The sequence below is a fragment of the Zoogloea sp. genome, assembly GCF_044344315.1.
Lineage (GTDB): Bacteria > Pseudomonadota > Gammaproteobacteria > Burkholderiales > Rhodocyclaceae > Zoogloea.
This window is the reverse complement of record NZ_JBIJDC010000105.1, coordinates 1-16666: the sequence shown is the minus strand read 5'-3', so window position 1 is coordinate 16666 and position 16666 is coordinate 1. Positions and strand designations below refer to the sequence as shown.

Genomic DNA, 16666 nt, shown 5'->3' with positions numbered 1-16666 from the left:
GCCCCGACCGCGATCCGTTCGCTGATCAAGTCGGCGGACAACACCCCGGCCGTGCATCCCAAGAACTATGACATGTCCAGCCTGCGCATCCTGGGTTCGGTCGGTGAGCCGATCAACCCTGCAGCCTGGGAGTGGTACTACGAGAACGTCGGCGGCAGCCGCTGCCCGATCGTGGATACCTTCTGGCAGACCGAAACCGGCGGCCACATGATCACCCCGCTGCCCGGCGCCACCCCGCTGATCCCCGGCTCCTGCACGCTGCCCTTCCCGGGCATCCAGGCTGCAGTGGTCGACGAAACCGGCACGGAAGTGCCCTGGGGCCAAGGTGGCATCCTGGTCGTGAAGCGTCCGTGGCCCTCCATGATCCGCAACATCTGGGGTGACCCGGACCGTTTCGTGAAGTCCTATTACCCGGCCGACTTCCAGGGCAAGCTGTACCTGGCTGGCGACGGTGCCATCCGCGACAAGGACACCGGCTACTTCACCATCACCGGCCGTATCGATGATGTGCTGAACGTTTCCGGTCACCGTATGGGTACGATGGAAATCGAATCCGCCCTGGTGGCTCACGAGAAGGTTGCCGAAGCTGCCGTGGTTGGCCGTCCGGATGACCTGACCGGTGAAGCAATCGTGGCCTTCGTGGTGCTCAAGGGTGCCCGTCCCACCGGCGATGCCGCCGTTGCGATGATCAAGGAGCTGCAGAACTGGGTTGGTCAGGAGATTGGGCCGATCGCCAAGCCGAAGGACATCCGCTTTGGTGAGAACCTTCCGAAGACCCGCTCCGGCAAGATCATGCGCCGTCTGCTCCGTCAGCTGGCCAAGGGCGAGGAGATTACGCAGGACACCTCGACGCTGGAAAACCCGGCGATCCTGGAACAACTCAAGTAAGAGACATTTCCCCGGCTCATGGGCTGGGGCGATTTGCAGCCGGCGGTTCCCCGAATTGCCGGAAATAATAAAACAGCGCAAATCGAAAAAGAAAAAACAGGGGAGGAACCCGGTGCTGTCAGGCCGGGGGTAGAGGGGGAGAAAAAGGCGCGAAATTCGCGCCTTTTTTTCGTCCTGATTTCCTGATCTCCGAACACCTTGTTCTGACGGGTTTTTTCGGATTTCCGCATGTTGCGATGCGATATTCGATTGTCCGTCATCAAGGCAGCAATTTCATTTGTCAGCGTAAGGTCGATGTAAGTGTGCGCCGGTAACTTGCCAATACCCCTAAAGGAGTCCCCTTGGCTCCTGGCAGGTTAATTCGAAGAGGAGGAGAGATATGAAAGACGACCTCGGCGACCGCATCCGGGCAAACCCGAAATACCAGGAGCTGGTCTCGAAACGCAATTCCTATGGCTGGATCATGACAGCGCTGATGATGATCGTTTACTACGGTTACATCCTGCTGGTGGCCTTCAACAAGGAATTCCTGGCGCAGAAAACGGGCGCGGGCGTGACCTCGCTCGGCATCCCCATTGGTGTTGGCGTGATCCTGTTCACCATCATCATCACCGGTATCTACATTCGCCGTGCCAACACCGAGTTTGACGATCTGAAGGCTCAGGTCATCAAGGAGGCCACCAAGTGATGCGCAATTCCAAACTCTTGCTCGGCCTCCTGGCCATGCTGGCCTCCGGCGTCGCCCTCGCGGCCGGCGCCGATCTCGGTCAGGCTGAAAAGCAGGCTACCAACTGGACGGCCATTGCCATGTTCGGCGTTTTCGTTGCCGGCACGATGATGATCACCAAGTGGGCGGCATCCAAGACCAAGTCGGCTGCTGACTTCTACACCGCTGGCGGTGGCATCACGGGCTTCCAGAACGGCCTGGCAATCGCCGGCGACTACATGTCCGCTGCGTCTTTCCTGGGTATTTCCGCTGCGGTGATGGCGAACGGCTACGACGGCCTGATCTTCGCGATCGGCTTCCTCGTGGGCTGGCCGGTCATCACCTTCCTGATGGCAGAGCGTCTGCGCAACCTCGGCAAGTTCACCTTCGCCGACGTGGCCGGTTACCGCTTCCAGCAAACCCCGATCCGTGCCTTTGCTGCTTCCGGCACGCTGGTTGTGGTGGCCTTCTACCTCATCGCCCAGATGGTCGGTGCCGGTCAGCTGATCAAGCTGCTCTTCGGTCTCGAATACTGGATGGCTGTGGTGATCGTCGGCGCGCTGATGATGGTTTACGTGCTCTTCGGTGGCATGACCGCCACCACCTGGGTGCAGATCATCAAGGCTGTGCTGCTGCTGGCGGGTGCTTCCTTCATGGCCTTCATGGTGCTCGTCAAGTTCGGCTTCAGCCCGGAAGCGATGTTCGCCAAGGCTGTCGAGATCAAGACCGCTCTCGCCGCCAAGGACGCCAAGCTGATCGCCGACGCTGCGACTGCCGCTGCTGCTTCCGGCAAGGACGTGGCCGAAGTGACCGCCGCGATGGCCGCCAAGAAGGGTGACTCCATCATGGGTCCGGGCTCCTTCGTGAAGGATCCGATCTCCGCCATCTCCTTCGGTATGGCGCTGATGTTCGGTACCGCTGGCCTGCCCCACATCCTGATGCGCTTCTTCACCGTGCCGGATGCCAAGGAAGCGCGCAAGTCCGTGGGTTGGGCGACCGTCTGGATCGGCTACTTCTACATCCTGACCTTCGTGATCGGCTTCGGCGCCATCTGCTTTGTGCTGACCGACCCGACCTTCCTGGATGCCAAGGGTGTCCTGAAGGGCGGCGGCAACATGGCGGCTATCCACCTCGCCAACGCAGTGGGCGGCAACGTCTTCCTCGGCTTCATCTCCGCGGTTGCCTTCGCCACCATTCTGGCCGTGGTTGCCGGTCTGACCCTGTCCGGTGCATCCGCTGTGTCCCATGACTTGTACGCCACGGTGTTCAAGAATGGCAATGCGGATTCTGCTTCCGAGCTGCGTGTCTCCCGTATCACCACCATCGTCCTGGGCGTCATTGCGGTGGTTCTGGGTATCGCCTTCGAAAAGCAGAACATCGCCTTCATGGTGTCCCTGGCCTTCGCCATCGCCGCTTCCGCCAACTTCCCGGTGCTCTTCATGAGCGTGCTGTGGAAGGACTGCACCACCAAGGGCGCCGTTATCGGTGGCTTCCTTGGTCTGCTGAGCGCCGTGGTGATGACAGTGCTGTCGGAGTCCGTGTGGGTCGCCACCCTTGGCAACCCGAAGGGCTCTGCTCCGTTCCCCTATACCTCGCCGGCCCTGTTCTCCATGACCATCGGCTTCGTGGGTATCTGGATCTTCTCGCTGCTCGACCGCAGCCCGAACGCCCAGCAGGAACGTGCTGACTTCGCTGCCCAGCTGATCCGGTCCGAAACCGGCATCGGCGCCTCCGGCGCGTCGGGTCACTAAGCAAGACTCCCGGCGGGGCTTCGGCCCTGCCGGATGCAATAAGAAACCCCGGTCTGCCGAAAGGCGGCCGGGGTTTTTCAATGAACGAACGGATTGATGTCTTTTGGAAGTGGGTCATCCTTGGCGAGCGTGGACACGCGTGCGCCATGCTTGCGCAAAGCCTGGCTGGCCCTGTGCTAGACTCGAACGGAATTGTATTGAGGGTATGCGTTGCAATCACCCGATGTGCCCCTGTACATATAGGGCATGGGCGTCTGCAGTTATTGCTACGGGCTTGGCCTAAAAAAGGCGGCGGGGGATGGTCCGTCGGGCGAACCAAACCCCCGAGGCAGTGTTGCTGCTTGCGCGGCGACTTTGCCCCCAAGACCGAGTAAAAGGAGAACAGCGGGTTGACTGTGCCGTATTCCGCTTACTTCAAACTTACACTTCTGCTCCCCAAAAAACGCCATGCGGATCCTGTTGGCTGAAGACGACCTGATTATTGCCGACGGCCTGTGCCGTGCGCTGAAAAAAGCTGGTTATGCGGTGGATCATGTTCCCAACGGTGCGGATGCCGATGCCGCCTTGCTTGGCCAGACCTTCGACCTGCTGATTCTCGACCTGGGTCTTCCCAAGTTATCCGGAATCGAGGTGCTGCGGCGCCTGCGCTCGCGCAAGTGCGTGATGCCCGTGCTCATTCTCACCGCCCAGGACGGTATTGAAGATCGGGTGCGTGGCCTGGATGCGGGGGCCGACGACTACCTGACCAAGCCCTTCGCGTTGCCTGAACTGGAGGCTCGCGTCCGTGCGCTGACCCGAAGGGGGACCGGTCAGGCGCGTTGCATCGAGTACGCCCGGCTGGCTTACGATCAGGCGGATCGGGTCGTCAAGATAGATGGTCAGGTCGTCGAGCTATCTGCGCGGGAAGTCGGATTACTTGAGGTACTTTTGCTCCGTGCTGGCCGCTTGGTGAGCAAGGAGCAGCTCGTCGATCATCTGTGCGGCTGGGGTGAAGAAGTCTCCAACAACGCCATCGAGGTGTATGTTCATCGTCTGCGCAAGAAGCTTGAGCAGAGTGGGGTGCAGATCGTGACGGTAAGAGGGCTGGGTTACTGCCTGGAAAAGCCTGATGTGGTCGCCTAGATGGCGCAAGGTGGCGGAAGAGGACGCCGCTGACGGAAAGGCCTTCAATTCCCTTTTCGGGGAAATCCTCGACTGGATGTTGGCGCCACTGTTGTTTCTGTGGCCCATCTCCATCATTGTCACCCACAACGTTGCCAACAGCATCGCCAACCAGCCCTATGATCAGGCGCTGGCCGTTAACGTCAGAGCCATTGCCCGTCTGGTCAAGCTCGAGAACGGGCAAGCCCGTGTGAACTTTCCCGCCCCGGCGCGCCTGATCCTGCGTGCAGATGAAGACGACACCGTTTACTACCAGGTGCTCGGTTTCAAGGGCGAGCTGCTGGCTGGCGACAAGGACATCCCGCCCATCGCTGCGCCGGAAAGCGTCGTTCCCGATCTTGTCATGTTCCGGGACGAATCCATTGCTGGCGAGGAGGTGCGGGTTGCCTACCAGTTTGTTCAGCCCATCGATAGCGCACCGTCCAGGCTTGTGCTCCTCCAGGTTGCTGAAACGCGCAACAAGCGCAGCACTCTAGCCTCCCGGGTGGTGACGGGCGTGCTCCTTCCCCAGTTCGCCATCATCCCCATTGCGGTCATTCTGGTCTGGCTCGGTCTGTCCCGGGGCATCGCGCCGCTCAATCAGCTCCAGCGCCTGATCCGCCGTCGCCGTCCCTCAGACTTGTCTCCCATCTCGGTGTCGGGGGTTCCCGAGGAGGTCCGGCCCCTGATCATTGCCTTCAACGAGATGATGGCCCGTCTGGAGGAGAACCTTCAGGCCCAGCAGCGCTTCATTGCCGATGCCGCGCATCAGATGCGAACGCCGCTCACTGGTCTGCGTATGCAGACGGATCTCGCCTTGATGGAAACCGATCCGGCCCAGGTGCACCGATCCCTGGTGCATATCTCCCAAAGCGCCGAGCGCGCTGGCCATCTGATCAACCAACTCCTCTCCCTTGCCCGGGCGGAAGCCAGTTACGAGAAAATCTATGCCGTTGAGCGCGTGGATCTCGAGGCTCTGCTGAGAGCCATGCTGAGCGACTTTTTTCCGCGTGCTCGCCAGAAAAATATCGATTTTGGCCTTGAAACCACCGGTGAGCCCCTGGTGATTGACGGCAACCCCGTGCTCCTCGGTGAGCTCGTCAAGAACCTGATCGACAACGCCATCAAATACACACCCGAGGGGGGCTGCGTTACCGTTCGCACCATCGCCACAGAGCGCGCAATCCTTGAGGTGGAAGATACCGGCATCGGTGTGCCGGATGTGGACCGGGAGCGCGTTTTCGAACGCTTCTACCGCGTTCTTGGAAGCACAGAAAGTGGCTCCGGCCTGGGCCTTCCCATCGTCCGTGAGATCGCCGAGCTCCATCGCGCCAAGGTCAGCCTCATTCCCAACCCCAGCGGCAGGGGCACCATCGCCCAGGTTGTCTTTCCCCGCAGCCGTGCAGGCGAAGAGAGGGTGACCCAGGAATCCCGCGCCATCGCGGAGCAATTTCCTCCAGCTTGAGCGCGTCGCCAAAAAGATATTTCATTTTCCCTTTGACGAAGACAGATGTCTTGCCTATAATGCGGTCCTCGTTGGCCAGTTAGCTCAGTTGGTAGAGCAGCGGATTGAAAATCCGCGTGTCCGTGGTTCGATTCCGCGACTGGCCACCAAGAAATACCAAGTAAAAACGCCGATCCTTGTGGTCGGCGTTTTTACGTTCACGCGAGGGAAAACCCCGCAGGCGCGGGGTTGTGCAGGGGCGGGTCTGTCTTCGATCAGAGGATCTGGCCAGCGAAGACTTCCTTGAAATAGGCCTCGAAGTCGGACGGGCCGGTTGTGCTGCCGGTCAGGGCCCTGGGTTCGTCAGTGATCCGCTCGTTAAACGGAGTGGTGAGGAGTCTGCGGAGTTCGTTGAGGTTCATCTTGTTCTCCTTGTGCTTGTTGCAGGAATGGCGCGGTCCGGCGTCTGGCAGAGGGGAGGGGGTGCCGGGCGCCGGACCGTGTTGTGCGCCTGATTCCAATGTAGGTTTTGTGTTGCAGTGCAGCAAGCTGCGTTTTCTGATGCTACGATTAAGTTTTGCTTAATCGACTCCGCCATGCGCTACCGCCTGCCGCCACTGTCTGCGCTGCGTGCCTTCGAGGCGGTGGCACGTCATTTGAGCTTTAAGCGGGCGGCTGAGGAGTTGTTCGTGACGCCGGCCGCGGTGAGTCAGCAGATCAAGGCGCTGGAGAGCTACCTGGGCGGGCCCTTGTTTCGGCGGCTGCCGCGGGCACTCGAGCTGTCTGGCCTTGGGCGGGCGATGCTGCCCAAGGTGCGGGACGGACTGGATTGCCTGGCTGCTGCAGTGGAGCTTGTGCGGGTCCGGCCGGAAGGGCTTCTGACCGTGCATGCACCGCCGTCTTTTGCGCAGCGCTGGTTGGTGCCTCGCCTTTCGAGCTTCAGCGCACTTCACCCCGATGTGGAGCTTCGGCTGGCTAGCGATGTGTGCAATATCGACGGGCTGGGGCGTGGGCCCGAGGGCTTGCTGACCGATCCGCAGGACGCTGGCAGTGCCGTGGCGGTGCGTTTTGGTGTGGCGGATTATCCGGGTTTCTGCCGTTATCCGCTGCTGGCCCCGGAGTATGTGTTGGTCTGCAGTCCCGAACTGCTGGCGCGCACCGGGCCGCTGATGACGCCTGCAGAGCTGGGGCGGCAGGTCTTCATCCACGACGAGTCGATCCCCGACGAGACCATGCGGCCCAGCTGGGCCGAGTGGCTTCGCTTGGCAGGGGTGGCAAATGTGGATGCCAGCCGGGGGCCACGGTTTTCCAGCGCAGTGCTGGTGCTGGAGGCCGCCCTGGGTGGGCAAGGCGTGGCATTGGCACTGTGGCCGCTGGTCGAGGCCGATGTGAGGTCGGGACGCCTGGTGATGCCCTTCTCTGCGGTACTGCCTTCCCGGTATGTGTACAGTCTGGTGGTGCCCGATGTCCTGGCCGAGCGTCCGTTGGTGCGGAATTTCCGCGCTTGGTTGCTGGCGGAAGCCGGCTCGGCTGCAGCCGGCCCTGCATCCTGAGTCTAGCTTCCGAGACGGCAATATTGCCGGGTGGGTGTTCCGTTCTGCCCCTTGTCCTCATCGCCTTGCGTGTCTGCCTTGATCCAGGCCAGTGCTGTGGGCAAAAGGTCGGGTGATATAATCGCGGGTTGAAAAATTCCGCCCCTGCCTGGCGCCACCCATGCAGCTGTTTGCTCTAGGACTGAACCATCACACCGCGCCGCTCGCCATTCGGGAGCAGGTGGCGTTTCGTCCTGAGCGGCTGGCCCAGGCGCTGGCGGATTTTGTCCAGGCCAAACCGGTGAAGGAGGCGGCCATCCTGTCCACCTGCAACCGTACCGAGCTTTACTTTGCCACCCAGCAACCCCGCCACGCGGCCGACTGGTTCGCGGAGTATCACCGGGTAGCATTGCAGGATCTGTCACCGTATTTGTACACCCTGCCCCAGCGGGATGCTGTGCGCCACGTGTTCCGGGTGGCCAGTGGGCTCGATTCCATGGTGATCGGCGAGCCCCAGATCCTTGGTCAGATGAAGGATGCCGTGCGCCAGGCCGAAGAGGCTGGCACGCTTGGGGCAACCATGCACAAGCTCTTCCAGCGCACCTTCTCGGTGGCCAAGGAGGTGCGATCCACCACGGCGATCGGCGCCAACATCGTGTCCATGGCCGCCGCCGCGGTACATCTTTCCGAGCGGATCTTCGAGCGGGTCAGCGATCAGCGGGTGCTCTTCGTGGGGGCCGGCGAGATGATTGAGCTTTGTGCCGCCCACTTTGGTGGCGAAAAGCCGCGTCGCATCACGATCGCCAACCGTACTGCAGCCCGGGCCGAGGCGGTGGCCCAGCGCTTCGGCGGAGATGTCCTTCGTCTGGATCAGGTGGGCGAGGCGCTGCCGGGCTATGACATCATCGTCTCCTGCACGGGCAGTCCGCTACCGGTAATCGGCCTGGGTGTGGTGGAGCGGGCGCTCAAGGCGCGTCGCCGCCGCCCCATGGTGATGGTGGATCTGGCTGTGCCGCGGGATATCGAACCCGAGGTGGCGCAGCTTGACGATGTGTTCTTGTATACCGTCGATGATCTGGCCCAGGTGGTCGATTCCGGCCTTGAATCGCGCCAGGCTGCGGTGGTCGAGGCCGAGGGCATCATCGACGAACGGGTCACCGGCTTCCTGAACTGGCTAGACAGCCGGGATACTGTCCCGACCATCCGGGCGCTGCGCGAGCATGCCGACCAGCTGCGCCAGGCCGAGCTCGAACGGGCCTTGCGCATGCTCGCCCGGGGCGATGATGCGCACAAGGTTCTGGAGTCCCTCAGTCAGGGCCTCACCAACAAGCTGATGCATGCCCCTACCCGCTTCCTCAACGATGCGGAAGGCGACCATCGCGGCGATTGCGCCCAGTTGGTCCAGCGTCTCTTCAATCTTTCCAAGGACCACTAGCCCGTCGGGCTGGCGCCTTCATGCCTGCAGCTGCAGGCGGGTATCCCCATGAAACAGCGTATCCGCGACAAGCTGGACAATCTTGCCGACCGTCTCCAGGAGCTCGACCGCCTGCTGGCGACCAGCGAGGCGGCCAGCGACATGGACAACTATCGCAAACTGACCCGCGAACACGCCGAGATCACGCCGGTGGTGGCCCTCTACCAGGCCTTCTGCCAGGCCATTGCCGATGAAGCCACGGCGAAGGAGCTCATCAGTGATCCGGAGATGAAGGAGCTGGCCGAACTTGAGCTCGAAACCGCCCGGGAGGCCCAGGCGCGGATCGAGGCCGATCTGCAGACCGCGCTTCTGCCGCGGGATCCGAACGACGAGCGTAATCTCTTCCTTGAGATCCGTGCCGGTACGGGCGGTGACGAGGCGGCGCTCTTTGCTGCTGACCTGCTGCGCATGTACACCCGTTATGCCGAGCGTCAGGGCTGGCGGGTCGAGACCATTTCCGCCAGTGATTCAGAGCTGGGCGGGTTCAAGGAGGTGATCGTCCGGGTGGCGGGCAATGGCGCCTACTCGCGCCTGAAGTTCGAGTCGGGTGGGCACCGGGTGCAGCGCGTTCCGGCCACCGAAACCCAGGGGCGCATCCACACCTCAGCCTGCACGGTGGCGGTCATGCCCGAGGCAGATGAAGTCAGCGACGTGGAGCTCAATCCCGCCGATCTGCGCATCGACACTTTCCGGGCTTCCGGTGCCGGTGGTCAGCACATCAACAAGACCGATTCGGCGGTGCGCATCACCCACCTGCCCACCGGCATTGTGGCGGAGTGCCAGGATGGGCGCTCCCAGCACCAGAACAAGGCCTCTGCGCTGCGTGTGCTGGCGGCCCGCATCAAGGACATCCAGGTGCGCGAGCAGCAGGCCAAAGAGGCGGCTACCCGCAAGAGCCTGGTGGGTAGCGGCGATCGCTCCGAGCGTATCCGCACCTACAACTACCCTCAGGGGCGGCTTACCGACCACCGCATCAACCTGACTCTCTACAAGCTTGATGCGGTCATGCAGGGTGAGCTGGACGAAGTGTTGGCGGCCCTGACCGCCGAACACCAGGCGGAGTTGCTGGCCGCCCTGGCTGACGAAGGGCATTGAGGGTGGTGCCGGCGAGTATCGGCGACGCCCTGCAGGCTGCCCGGGGGCGCATCCCGGCCAGTGAGGCGCGCCTTTTTCTGGGAAGCCTGCTGGACTGTTCCACCGCCCAGATCGCCGCTTACCCGGAGCGCAGCCTCGCGCCACCGCTTGGTGCCCGCTTTGCCGAGCTGCTGGAGCGTCGCGCAGCCGGAGAGCCGGTGGCCTATCTGCTGGGATTGCGGGAGTTCTTCGGGCGTAACTTCCGGGTGAATCCGGCGGTGCTGATTCCTCGCCCGGAAACAGAGCTGATTGTCGAACTGGTGCTTGCCCGCATGCAGGCAACGGGTGCGGGGCCCAAAATTCTTGATCTGGGCACTGGCAGCGGTGCGCTGGCGGTCACGCTGGCCCTCGAAGTGCCGGCCTCCCGGCTGACCGCGGTTGACCTTTCCCCCGCCGCGCTAGCGGTGGCGGGGCTGAATGCGGAGATGCTCGGCGCGCGGGTGCGCTTCGTCGAAAGCAACTGGTTCTCGGCAGTGGATGAGGTGGGGTTTGATTTCATCGTCAGCAATCCGCCCTACATCGCCGCTGACGACCCGCATCTGGCCGAGGGGGATGTGCGTTTCGAACCCCCGGGGGCGCTGGCTTCCGGGATCACCGGCCTCGACGACCTGGCCCGCATCACGGCGACGGCGCCGGCCTTTCTGGTGCCGGGAGGCTGGCTGATGATGGAGCATGGCTATGATCAGGCTGCCGCCGTGCGCGCCCTGCTGGCGGGGGCGGGCTTTGAGGCGGTCGAGTCGGCCAGGGATCTGGCTGGAATCGAACGGGTCAGCTTCGGCTGCTGGCCCCGTTCTTGACGTGCCGCCCAAGCAGGCCTAGACTTTCCCGACTGAATTGCTCAACTATTGCGAGACCAATATGGACGTCCAAAAGATCATTCACGACCAAGTCACCTCCAATCCCGTTGTTCTGTACATGAAGGGTTCCCCGGCCATGCCCCGCTGCGGCTTCTCTGCCAATGCCACGCAGATCCTGCGTGCCTGTGGTGTGACGCAGTTTGTTGCGGTGGACGTGCTGGCTGATGAAGCCATCCGCCAGGGCATCAAGGAATACGCCAGCTGGCCGACCATCCCCCAGCTCTACATCAAGGGAGAGTTTGTCGGTGGTTCGGACATCATGCGCGAGATGTATGAATCCGGTGAGCTGAAGAAGCTCCTGGATGGCGTGGCCTGAAGGCCCGCGTTCCAGCAAAAAGGCGGCTCAGGCCGCCTTTTTTTCGTCCATCGGGGGGAGTGTCTCCGGTTTGGGCGGGAAGAACGCCTTGTGGGCGAGGTGGTAGGCGAGCAGCAGGGGTGGCATGCGCAGCCAATGGGCACGGATGTAGAGTGCTTTGCGGGCTACGGACGTGAAGCGATCTGCAGTGCTGGGGTGTTGGGGCCGCAACATCCGGCGGTATAGAAAATCTACCAGGCGCTGCCCTGCACCGCCTTTGGTGTCGTTGCCGACATGCGTGCGGATGCGTGCTGGGATCGGTGTGTCGAGCAGGCGCTCCGTGTAGCGCAGGGCCAGACCGAGAGGGCCGGAAAGCTGCAGGCGTTCTGCCCGGGCAACGAGGGCGTCCCAGGCTGAATCGTCTCGGCCCAGATGCCGCAGGAGCAGGTCCAGGTCGGTCAGATCACGCAGCAGGTTGTCCGGTTCACCTTCATGGAACAGGTGCGAGGCGCTGTGCAGGATCAGGTCTTCCAGAGCCAGGGTGCGCACGCCGGGCAGGCCCGGAATCTCCACGCTGGCCTCGATCAGCAGCCGCGCGTCGGGCTTCAGGCGGGCCGTGGGGGGCAATATGGTGTGGTGCACGTCCAGGGTGGTGCCCCGGAAAACGTGGCGCATGGCCGGCAGTTCGTGCATCCAGCGTCGGTAGTAGCGCTGGTCATAGTCGTCCGTCACGCTGCTTTGCCAGCCGGTGAGCATCAGCGCGGATTCGGCGGCCCCCAGGCGCTCATGGGGAACCAGGATGTCGATGTCGGCGAACAAGCGCCCCTGGGCGGCGGGCAGGCCGGCCGCCACATAGGCAGCACCCTTGAGCAGTATCAGGGGAATTTCGTAGGGGGCCAGCGCATCGCGCAGGAGGCGGGCTTCCCGGCGGATGGAGTATTGCTGCTGGTCAGCCATGATGGCGCCGGATTGCAGGTGATTGCGGGGGCGTTGTGGAATGTCGGCTTCCAGGCCCGCAGCCAGCAGGCGTTCGTAGAGGCGGCCGAGCAGGTTGGCGTGGCGCGCCTGGCGAACGAGAAGATCCCATTCAGCAGGGGAGAGGCGCCGGATCGAGGTGGGGTCGCGCAGGGCGGCAAGCAGGAAGTTCATGTCTCGTCTCCGGCAAGCTGCTCGAAGATGGCGATGGCGTCATCCAGCCGGCTGTACTCGAAACTGAAGTTTTGGCATTGATCGACGGTGTGCCCTACGGCCTTAAAGCCCCTGGCGCCGAGGATGTGGTAGTTCATGGCATTGTCGGCCAGCTGCAGGAAGGCGGCGCCGCTGCCCATCGGCGTAAGGCAGGCATCGGCCCCGGCCCGGTAGCGGGGCAGCACCATCCAGGCGGGACGGGCTGGGGTCTTGGCCGCGTCGACACTGGCTTGCGTGGGCGCCATCAGCGCTACGGTGCCCTTGGTGGTGTCGTGGACGGGTTGCGTCAGGAAGGCATCCGGCGCGTAGTTGCGGATGATGTCGATGGAGGCGTTCTTGAGGCTTACCGGGCGCGCCAGCCCCATCAGCTCGCCGGTGTCCAGGCGAATCAGGGTGAGTTCGTCCGAGAGCAGGCGCCAGCCCCGATTGACCAGTGCTGCGCACAGGGTGCTCTTGCCGGAGCCCGGAGGGGCGGGCAGGATGACTGCCCGGTTGCCACGTGCGACGGAGGCTGCGTGGATGACCAGGATGTGTTGGCTGTAGGCTGTGATGCACCAGTTGAGCCCCCATTCCAGCATGGGGAGGGACTGATCCCGGGGGAGTGGCGTGAAGGGTTCGATGGCGTCGACGATGAAGCGGGACTGGGGGCGCAGCCATCGGCGCAGGCCGTGGCCGGGTTGGATCGCCACATGGAAATCCACAAACCGGGTGTCGTCAATCAGCGGGTGGTGGGCGTAGAGACGGGCCAGTTCCGCGGTAATCTCAGGGATACCGCTCTGCAGTCGGCAGTTGAAGGGGCCGGTGGCCAGACGAATGCCATCGCCGGCCAGACGTTCACTGAACTCGGCGGAGGAAAGCGCACTGACTTTCAATGGGAGGTGGCCTGGATCAGGCGGGCGTCGAGCAAGGCTTCGAGGGCTGTCCGAACCTGGGTGCCGCATTCAGCCGGATCCGCATCCGGTTCCTCCTGCAGGACAGCCTGGATCAGTGCATCTTCAGAGCGCTGACATCCCGGGATCGAGAGCTGGTCGAGGATGAAGCGGGTAACGGGGGCGAGGAGAAGAGTTTCTCCCGCATGGGGGTCGAAACGCACCCAGCCCTCGTCGACACTTTTCCAGAGAATGCTGGGCAGGGCGTCGAGGAGGGCGTCGCAGGCGGCGTATCGAATGCCGGCAGAAGGCAATGCGGCAGGCCGTGGCTCAGGACAGGATGTAATCCAGGTAGGCCTCAACCTCGGCGGCATTCCAAGAGTCGCCAGCGCTGGCAGGGTAGGCGCCACCGATCACGCCCAGGTTCCACATGTCCTTGACCGTGGCGAGGGGCAGGAAGCTGCCCGCTTCCGCGCTCAGGAAGGCCGCAACGATCTTGGCGTGGACGTTGGTGTCGCCCTTGGCCAGGGCTAGACCGAAAGTGGTGATGTTCGAATCGATCGTGGAGGCGATGAGGTTGGGCGGCGCAAACGGTCTGTCCTTCTGTTCAAGAGTCGCGTTGGTAACCCAATAGCCCACGCCGTTCAGCTTGGGCGAGCAGGCTGTCGTGCCATTGCGGCTGAGGTTGCCGGAAACGGAAAAGCCCGACGGCAGCTTGCAGTTGGCGGCAAGCACTGGGGTGCTCTTGAGCGCGAGCAGAACGGGGGCGCCGACCAGGCCGGTCTGGATGAGTTTGCGGCGCTTGCTCTGGGCAGTGCCGGAACCGGCTTCGGTCGTGCTCTGCTTGGCAGAATTCTCGGGGTGTTCCTGATTCATCCTAAACCTCTTTGGACTTGCGCCGGATATGGCGCGCGTGAATGCAGTATAGGCGGACCAGGTTTTCACTTGTATGACCTATGCCCGCTCTTGGCTTATATTCTTTAAGCAAGTCCTGTTCCAAAATGCACTTTCCCTTTTAGGGTAATGATTTTAAAAGAGAATAAAAACAATGCCGATGCTTTTTCACGTCTTGATTGAGGCGCGTGTCAAAAAAATCGACACGCGCCAGGTGGCTGGCAGTGCTAAATACTGGCAATTCGGTTGTTGGCGAGGGAGAGCCGGGACGACAGAACCTCCAGAAACCCCTTGTAGAAGTGCATCTGGCATAGGGCGGATGCCCGTAGCAGGGCCGGGGCGCGAATGGTGAGGATGCGCGTTTCGGTTGTGGCCTCGACCGAAGCCGTGCGGGCGCCGCGACCGGCTGCGAACAGGGCCATCTCGCCAAAGCAGTCGCCGACACTGAGGACGTTGAGAAGATGCCCTTTCTTGACGATGCGCAACTCGCCCTCGATGACGAAGCAGAAGTAGTTTCCTGGTTCGCCTTCCTTCATGACCACGGTGCCCGGCTGGATGAGCTTCCATTCGGCGAAGCGGACGATCTCCCAGATCTCGATGTCGCTGAACTCCCGGAAGAAGCGGAAAGCGCGCAGGCGCTCGAACTTCTCGCTATCCGGCGGCTCACCGCGGTCTGCCGTGAGGCTGCGGTTGCGATAGGCCTGGGCGAGATCATGGGAGAACTCCATCCACGTTCCGTAGCGCTCGGAAAGATCCCGCCGCATGGCACGCCCGACGATGGCGTTGAGCTCCGGGGTGATCTCCGGCCGGATGCTGACCGCCGGGGGGGCTTCGTGGTGGGCGATCTGGTACGCCATGTTCACGTTGCTGGTGGCGTCGAAGGGCAGGCGGCCGGTCAGGAGTTGGTACATCACCACTCCGAGGGAGTAGATGTCTGTGCGATGATCCACAGGCATCTCGCGCACTTGCTCGGGTGACATGTAGGCCGGTGATCCGAACCCGGCCACCTGGGTGGTTTCGCTGGCGGTAAACAGCGCTGCGCCAAAATCGGAGATCTTGATGTCCTGACCTTCCGGGGTGGTCAGCAGGATGTTGGCGGGCTTGATGTCACGATGGGTCACGCCTTGCAGGTAGGCGTAATCGAGTGCCCGAGTGCACTTGAAGATGATCTCGATCAGGCGCTCGAAGGGTAGCAGCTGGCCTGCACGGGTGAAGGGCTCCAGGGTGCCCCCCGGCACGTACTCCATGACCACGTAGCCGTCCTTGTCATCGATCACGGCATCGTGGATCTGGATGATGTGGGGATGCTGGAGCTTGCCGGCCAGGGCCGCCTCATTGAGGAGCAGGTGACGATAGAGGGCGCTGCGCTCGCTGCCGCGCAGGGTTTCCGGATGGAGGCGCTTGATGGCGACCTCCCGCTGGGTGAACGGATCGAAGCCGAGATAGACCTCGCTGGTGGCGCCTTCGCCCAGCAGACGGCTGACCTCGTACTTGCCTATCCTGTCCATATTGCTGTCCTCAGGCGATCCTGCTGCGGGCGCGGGCGATGGCGGCGCGAACTTGAGCGGGGGCGGTGCCGCCGACGTGGTTGCGGGACGCCAGGGAGCCTTCCACGGTCAACACTTGGAACACATCCTGGTCCAGTCGTTCGACGGCGCCGGGCACGTGGGTCATGGCTGCGCGCAGTTCGTCCAGCGGGATGAGCGGCAGGTCGACACCCTTCACGTCGGCCGCGCGTACAGCCAGAGCTACGGCTTCGTGGGCGTCGCGGAAGGGTAGGCCCTTCTTGACCAGGTAGTCGGCCAGGTCGGTGGCGGTGGCGTAGCCCTGGGTCAGGGCGGCCTGCATGGCCTCGCGCTTGACGCGGACGTTGAAGACCTTCTCGCCGGTGGCGGCATCAATGCGGCTGCCCATCATGTCAGCGTAGATGCGCAGGGTGTCGATGGCGGTGTCGGCGGAGTCGAACAGGGGCTCCTTGTCCTCCTGGTTGTCCTTGTTGTAGGCCAGGGGTTGGCCTTTCATCAGGGTCAGCAGGGAGACCAGGTTGCCGTTGGCGCGGCCGGTCTTGCCACGCACCAGCTCGGGCACGTCCGGGTTCTTCTTCTGCGGCATGATCGAGCTGCCGGTGCAGAAGCGGTCGGCCAGGTCGACGAAGCCGACCCGCGGGCTCATCCACAGGATCAGCTCTTCGGACAGGCGCGACAGGTGGGTCATCAGCAGGGATACGGCGGCGCAGAACTCGATGGCGAAGTCCCGATCGGAGACGGCATCCAGCGAGTTGAAGCACACTTCCTCGAAGCCCAGCAGCTCGGCCACGTATTCCCGGTCGATGGGGAAGGTGGTGCCGGCCAGGGCGGCGGAGCCCAGGGGCAGGCGATTGACGCGCTTGCGGCAGTCGGCAAAACGCTCGGCGTCGCGGCGGGTCATCTCGAAATAGGCCATCAGGTGGTGGCCGAAGGTGACCGGCTGGGCCACCTGCAGGTGGGTGAAGCCG

At 62.7% G+C, this 16666-nt stretch carries 17 protein-coding genes and 1 tRNA gene; 11 read left to right on the top strand and 7 right to left on the bottom strand.

The window, feature by feature from the left end; all coding sequences use genetic code 11:
- The 6 genes from ACIQ09_RS18135 to ACIQ09_RS18110 form a co-directional block, all read left to right on the top strand.
- On the top strand, nucleotides 1-888 hold an 888-nt coding region (locus ACIQ09_RS18135; protein WP_398313126.1), incomplete at its 5' end, for an AMP-binding protein.
- A gap of 379 nt (nucleotides 889-1267) precedes the next feature.
- Complete coding sequence (locus ACIQ09_RS18130) at nucleotides 1268-1576, top strand: DUF485 domain-containing protein (RefSeq protein WP_398313124.1); 309 nt, start codon at nucleotides 1268-1270, stop codon at nucleotides 1574-1576.
- Nucleotides 1576-3345, top strand: a complete 1770-nt coding sequence (locus tag ACIQ09_RS18125) for a cation acetate symporter (RefSeq protein ID WP_398313122.1) — start codon at nucleotides 1576-1578, stop codon at nucleotides 3343-3345. Before ACIQ09_RS18130 ends, ACIQ09_RS18125 begins: the two co-directional genes overlap by 1 nt.
- A 447-nt stretch (nucleotides 3346-3792) precedes the next feature.
- Nucleotides 3793-4467, top strand: a complete 675-nt coding sequence (locus ACIQ09_RS18120) for a response regulator transcription factor (RefSeq protein WP_398313120.1) — start codon at nucleotides 3793-3795, stop codon at nucleotides 4465-4467.
- Entirely contained in the window at nucleotides 4454-5950 is a 1497-nt protein-coding gene (locus ACIQ09_RS18115; protein WP_398313118.1) for a sensor histidine kinase N-terminal domain-containing protein, read from the top strand. The genes ACIQ09_RS18120 and ACIQ09_RS18115 overlap by 14 nt, the downstream gene beginning before the upstream one ends.
- Before the next feature lie 73 nt (nucleotides 5951-6023).
- A tRNA-Phe gene (locus ACIQ09_RS18110) sits at nucleotides 6024-6099 on the top strand.
- A gap of 105 nt (nucleotides 6100-6204) precedes the next feature.
- On the opposite strand, the gene ACIQ09_RS18105 is transcribed toward ACIQ09_RS18110, so the two are convergent.
- Complete coding sequence (locus tag ACIQ09_RS18105) at nucleotides 6205-6351, bottom strand: hypothetical protein (protein ID WP_398313116.1); 147 nt, start codon at nucleotides 6349-6351, stop codon at nucleotides 6205-6207.
- A gap of 174 nt (nucleotides 6352-6525) precedes the next feature.
- Between ACIQ09_RS18105 and ACIQ09_RS18100 the strand changes: the two genes are divergently transcribed.
- The 5 genes from ACIQ09_RS18100 to grxD all read left to right on the top strand — a co-directional run bounded on the left by ACIQ09_RS18100 (nucleotide 6526) and on the right by grxD (nucleotide 11242).
- Complete coding sequence (locus ACIQ09_RS18100) at nucleotides 6526-7482, top strand: LysR substrate-binding domain-containing protein (protein ID WP_398313114.1); 957 nt, start codon at nucleotides 6526-6528, stop codon at nucleotides 7480-7482.
- Nucleotides 7483-7642: 160 nt separating this feature from the next.
- A complete protein-coding gene (gene hemA / locus ACIQ09_RS18095; RefSeq protein ID WP_398313112.1) occupies nucleotides 7643-8896 on the top strand; it encodes a glutamyl-tRNA reductase in 1254 nt (417 codons plus the stop codon).
- A gap of 48 nt (nucleotides 8897-8944) precedes the next feature.
- Nucleotides 8945-10030: a peptide chain release factor 1 gene (gene prfA / locus ACIQ09_RS18090; RefSeq protein WP_398313110.1), complete on the top strand. Its 1086-nt coding sequence runs from the start codon at nucleotides 8945-8947 to the stop codon at nucleotides 10028-10030.
- A 5-nt stretch (nucleotides 10031-10035) separates the two neighbouring features.
- A complete protein-coding gene (gene prmC, locus ACIQ09_RS18085) occupies nucleotides 10036-10866 on the top strand; it encodes a peptide chain release factor N(5)-glutamine methyltransferase (RefSeq protein WP_398313108.1) in 831 nt (276 codons plus the stop codon).
- Between the two features lie 61 nt (nucleotides 10867-10927).
- Nucleotides 10928-11242: a Grx4 family monothiol glutaredoxin gene (grxD, locus tag ACIQ09_RS18080; protein WP_398313106.1), complete on the top strand. Its 315-nt coding sequence runs from the start codon at nucleotides 10928-10930 to the stop codon at nucleotides 11240-11242.
- A gap of 27 nt (nucleotides 11243-11269) precedes the next feature.
- On the opposite strand, the gene ACIQ09_RS18075 is transcribed toward grxD, so the two are convergent.
- From ACIQ09_RS18075 to argH, 6 genes are all read right to left on the bottom strand, one after another.
- Nucleotides 11270-12370, bottom strand: coding sequence for a nucleotidyltransferase family protein (locus tag ACIQ09_RS18075; protein WP_398313104.1), 1101 nt, complete (start codon nucleotides 12368-12370; stop codon nucleotides 11270-11272).
- Nucleotides 12367-13281: an HprK-related kinase A gene (locus ACIQ09_RS18070; protein WP_398313102.1), complete on the bottom strand. Its 915-nt coding sequence runs from the start codon at nucleotides 13279-13281 to the stop codon at nucleotides 12367-12369. The genes ACIQ09_RS18075 and ACIQ09_RS18070 overlap by 4 nt, the downstream gene beginning before the upstream one ends.
- Complete coding sequence (locus ACIQ09_RS18065) at nucleotides 13278-13592, bottom strand: PqqD family peptide modification chaperone (RefSeq protein ID WP_398313100.1); 315 nt, start codon at nucleotides 13590-13592, stop codon at nucleotides 13278-13280. Before ACIQ09_RS18065 ends, ACIQ09_RS18070 begins: the two co-directional genes overlap by 4 nt.
- 16 nt (nucleotides 13593-13608) lie before the next feature.
- Nucleotides 13609-14154 carry a hypothetical protein gene (locus tag ACIQ09_RS18060; protein ID WP_398313098.1) on the bottom strand — a complete coding sequence of 182 codons (546 nt, stop codon included), beginning with the start codon at nucleotides 14152-14154 and terminating at the stop codon, nucleotides 13609-13611.
- A 245-nt stretch (nucleotides 14155-14399) separates the two neighbouring features.
- Nucleotides 14400-15680: a protein kinase gene (locus ACIQ09_RS18055; RefSeq protein ID WP_398313096.1), complete on the bottom strand. Its 1281-nt coding sequence runs from the start codon at nucleotides 15678-15680 to the stop codon at nucleotides 14400-14402.
- 10 nt (nucleotides 15681-15690) lie between these two features.
- Nucleotides 15691-16666, bottom strand: a 976-nt coding sequence (argH, locus tag ACIQ09_RS18050) for an argininosuccinate lyase (RefSeq protein ID WP_398313094.1), incomplete at its 5' end; no start/stop codon positions are given.